The sequence below is a fragment of the Falsiroseomonas oryzae genome (genome assembly GCF_027856955.1).
In the GTDB taxonomy this organism is placed as follows: Bacteria; Pseudomonadota; Alphaproteobacteria; order Acetobacterales; family Acetobacteraceae; genus Falsiroseomonas; species Falsiroseomonas oryzae.
In genome coordinates, this window is sequence record NZ_JAPSMD010000468.1 from 1 (window position 1) to 3,967 (window position 3,967).

At 74.5% G+C, this 3,967-nt stretch carries 5 protein-coding genes and 1 pseudogene; 3 read left to right on the forward strand and 3 right to left on the reverse strand.

Features of this window, described 5'->3' with window-relative positions; translation table 11 throughout:
* From OZN99_RS27120 to OZN99_RS27130, 3 genes and pseudogenes are all read right to left on the reverse strand, one after another.
* A pseudogene (locus OZN99_RS27120) lies at positions 1-260 on the reverse strand (hypothetical protein); the annotation flags it as partial.
* Positions 261-364: 104 nt separating this feature from the next.
* Positions 365-1,417, reverse strand: a complete 1,053-nt coding sequence (locus tag OZN99_RS27125; protein ID WP_270938348.1) for an ABC transporter substrate-binding protein — start codon at positions 1,415-1,417, stop codon at positions 365-367.
* Positions 1,418-1,450: 33 nt separating this feature from the next.
* Entirely contained in the window at positions 1,451-2,563 is a 1,113-nt protein-coding gene (locus OZN99_RS27130) for an ABC transporter ATP-binding protein (protein ID WP_270938349.1), read from the reverse strand.
* Between the two features lie 112 nt (positions 2,564-2,675).
* Between OZN99_RS27130 and OZN99_RS27135 the strand changes: the two genes are divergently transcribed.
* The 3 genes from OZN99_RS27135 to OZN99_RS27145 all read left to right on the forward strand — a co-directional run.
* Entirely contained in the window at positions 2,676-3,041 is a 366-nt protein-coding gene (locus tag OZN99_RS27135) for a hypothetical protein (RefSeq protein ID WP_270938350.1), read from the forward strand.
* 12 nt (positions 3,042-3,053) lie between these two features.
* The gene (locus OZN99_RS27140) at positions 3,054-3,488 is read left to right on the forward strand and encodes a hypothetical protein (RefSeq protein ID WP_270938351.1); all 435 of its coding nucleotides are present in this window, start codon (positions 3,054-3,056) and stop codon (positions 3,486-3,488) included.
* A gap of 84 nt (positions 3,489-3,572) precedes the next feature.
* Positions 3,573-3,967: dienelactone hydrolase family protein (locus OZN99_RS27145; protein WP_270938352.1), on the forward strand; the 395-nt coding region annotated here is incomplete at its 3' end.

Consider the following 3,967-nt stretch of genomic DNA (forward strand, 5'->3'; position numbering starts at 1 on the left):
ACGCTGCCGGCGCCGGTCTCCGCGTCGCGCGCACGGGCGGCGCGCAGGTCCTCGGCGAGCGCCGCGAAGGCGGCGTCCGGGACGGTCGCGCCGTCGAAGGCGGCGAGCGCGGCGATGGTGCGGGGCAGAACCGCCGCCACCTCGTCATCGGCGACTGCGCGCCACAGGAAGGCGCCGATCGGCGCGACGAAGCCAATCAGCAGCGCCAGCAGCAGCGGCGCGACGAGAAGCACCGTGCCCGCGTGCAGGCCCCGCCGCATCGGCTTCACCCGTGCTCGCGCCCGGCGCGACGCGCCGGGCGAGCGGGCGAACGCCCTCCGCGGCCGGTGCCGCGCACGTGCGACGTGCAGCCTGGGTCAGCCGTTCAGCGGCTGACCCATGCGTTGAAGCGCTGGTTGAGCCGGTCCAGGTTGTCCAGCCAGAACTTGTCGTCGATCTGCAGCGCGTTCTCCGCGTTCTGCGGCGCTGTCGGCAACTGCGTCAGCACGTCGCGCGTCAGCAGCGCATTGGCGCCGCGCGCCGTGACGCCATAGGGGATGCGCGGCGGCAGGCCGGCCTGCACCTGCGCCTGGCCGGCGAAGCGCAGGAAATCCAGCGCACGGTCGCGGTTCGGGCTGCCGCGCATGATCACCCAGGAATCCAGCGTATAGAGGTTCTGGCTCCAGGCGATGCCGAAGTCGCGGCCGTCGTTGCTGTTCGCCGCGGCGATGCGGCCGTTGTAGGCGTTGGTCAGCGCCACCTCGCCGGAGGCCAGCCATTGCGGCGGCTGCGATCCGCGCTCCCACCAGGCGAGGTCGCGGCGGATCGTCTCGAGCTTGCGGAAGGCGCGGTCCACGCCGGCCTCCGTAGCCAGCACGCGATACACCTGGTCGGCCGGCACGCCATCGGCCAGCAGTGCGATCTCCAGCGTGGTCTTCGGGCCGCGGCGCAGGGCGCGGCGGCCGGGGATGCGGGCGGTGTCGAAGAAATCCGCCCAGTTGCGCGGGCCCTCGCGCAGCCGCGCGCGGTCCCAGGCCAGGACGAAGCTGTAGTAGATCGCGCCGACGCCGCATTCGTGCACGGCCTGCGGGATGTAGTTGTCGCGCCCGCCGATCGCGGTGAAGTCCAGCCGCTCGAACAGGCCTTCCTCGCAGCCGATCAGCAGCTCCTCGCTTTCCACCTGCACCACGTCCCAGGTGTTGGCGCCGGACTGGATGCGCGCGCGCAGTACGCCGACGCCGCCGTCCCAGGTCTCCTCCAGCATCCGCTGGCTGCGTGCCGCCATCCAGGGCCGGAAATAGACCTCGCGCTGCGCGTCCTGGTAGGCGCCGCCCCAGGACACCACGGTCAGGTCGCGGCTCTGCGCCGCGGCGCTGTCCGCGCCGAGCAGCGCCAGCGCCGCCGCGCCCAGCGCCCCGATCCACGTCCTGCGTCGCATGGCGTCCTCCTGTCCCGATGCCCGGCGGGAAGGCTATCGCGCGGCGGCGTCGTCGCGGAAGGCCCGCGCATGTTCCGGCGCCCAGGTCACCGCCACCGCGGCGCCGGGCTCGGGGATGGCGCCGGCGCCGGGCGGCTGCTTGGCGACGATCTCCGCCCCGCCGGGCAGGGCCAGCCGAAGGCGGATGTGGTCGCCCTGGAACAGCGCCTCCACGAGGCAGGCGGGCAGCGCGGCGGGGCCGGCGGCGGGCAGCACGATGCGCTCCGGCCGAACCATCACCACGCAGCGGCTGCCGGGGGCCGCGGCGTCGTCCATCCGCGCCGGGACCTCCGCCCCGTCGTCCAGCCGCAGCCGTGCGACGCCACCCACGGCCGAGAGCAGCGTCGCCGGCAGGCGGTTGTTCTCGCCCACGAAGCCGGCGACGAAGGCATCCGCGGGCTCGTCGTACAGCGCGCGCGGCGGCGCCACCTGGCGCAGGCGGCCGCCTTCCAGCACGGCGATCCGGTCCGAGAGCGTCAGCGCCTCCGACTGGTCGTGGGTGACGTAGAGCATGGTCAGGCCGAGCCGCTGGTGCAGGCCGCGGATCTCGTGCTGCATCTCCTCCCGCAGCGCCTTGTCCAGCGCGCCCAGCGGCTCGTCCAGCAGGACGATGGGCGGCTCGAACACCATCGCGCGGGCCAGCGCGACGCGCTGCTGCTGCCCGCCGGAGAGCTGCGCCGGGCGGCGCTCCGCCATACCGGGCAGGCGCACCATCTCCAGCGCGCGTGCCACGCGCGCCGCGCGCTCCGCCTTCGGGACGCCGCGCGCCTCCAGCGGGAAGGCGACGTTCTCGGCGACGGACATGTGCGGGAACAGCGCGTAGGACTGGAACACCACGCCGATGCCGCGCCGGTGCGGCGGCAGGCGCGCGATGTCGCGGCCCTCCAGCAGGATGCGGCCGGTGTCCGGCGTCTCGAAGCCGGCCAGCAGCATCAGCGTGGTCGTCTTCCCGGAACCCGAGGGCCCGAGCAGCGTCAGCAGTTCGCCGCGCGCCACGTCGAGGTCGAGGCTGTCCAGCGCGGCGGGCTGCCGCGCCTGCGCGTCGCCGCGCGCCGGTGCCGGGTAGCTCTTCGACACGCGCTCGAAGCGCAGCAGCGGGCCGTCCATGCGGCGAGGCTCCGCGCGCGCTCGTGCCCTGTCAACCGGCGCAGGGCCGGAACTTGCCGCGGTGCCGGGCGTTCGTTGCGGGATACGCAACTCGGAATGAAGGGGAGACAAGATGTCCCAGCCCGCCAACGACATGCGCAACCTGCAGGACGATGCCTCGCGCCTCGGGCGCGACGCCGCTGCCTCGGGCCAGCGCCTGGCCGAGGATGCGCGCGCCGAACTCGCCCGGCTGCGCGCCCAGGTGGAGCGGTTGATGGAGGATCGTGTCACGCCTGCGCTCGGCTCCGCGGCTGACACGGTGGAGGACTACACCCGACGTGCCCGCGCGACGATCGAGGAGAATGCCTACGCCCTGTCCGACACCGTCAGGCAGCGGCCGCTGCTGACCGTCGCGCTGGTGGCGGTGGGCGGCTACCTGCTCGGCCGGCTGATGGGCGGGCACACCTACGTCCATTCCAACGAGAAGCGCCACCACTGAGGCGACGCGCCGATGCGCCTTTTCCGCCTGGCCCGCGCCGCCATGGAGGCGGAGGGGCTGCATCTGCGCCGCATGCTGCGGGCCCGCGGCATCCAGGCCGCGCTGGCGGGCGTCGCGGCGGCCTTCGCGCTGATGCTGCTGATGATGCTGCATCTCGCAGCCTTCGCCGCGCTGGCGCGGAATGGCGGGCCGGTGGGCGCGGCGCTGCTGGTCGCGGTGGGCGACTTGGTGCTGCTGACCGTATTCCTGTTCGCCGCGCGACGCGCCGGCCATGATCCGGTGGCGGAGGAGGCGCGGCTGGTGCGGCAGCAGGCGGTGCGGCAGTTGGGCGACGGCGCCGCGCGGGCCTTGGTGCTGGCGCCGCTGCTGCGCAGCCAGAGCGCGAAGAAGGGCCTGCTGGGCGCCGCCGTGACGGCCATGCTGATCGGGCTGCTGTCGCGCCGCTGAGTCGCGCGCGGACCGGCCGCGCGCGAACGCTTTCTCAACCGCCGCGGCGCTACGCCCTCCACGCAACCCGTGTGGAGGAGCAACATGCCCGGACGTGCGGTGGCGGCGCTGATGGCGCTTGCGCTGGTGGCCGGATGCGCCGCGACAGGCGACGGGCCGGTCGCGGCGGCGGACGACGCGGCCGCTGTCGAGCGGACCTGGAGCCAGGCCTACGTGATCCTGCCCGGGGAGGAGGAGCCGGTGCGCATGGCGGACGCCGCGCCGCGACTGCGGCGCATCGGCACAGCGATGCCGGTGGTGATCTTCGCGCATGGCTGCGGCGGCTACGACGCGCAGGCGGATGCGACCCTGCGGCTGCTGGCGGCGCACGGCTTCGCCGCCATCGCGCCCGACCATTTCGCGCGGCCCGATGCGCGCAGCGCCTGCGGCACCGCGGCGCGCCCGGTGGCGCCGGTGCGATCCGGCCGGCGCGACACCAA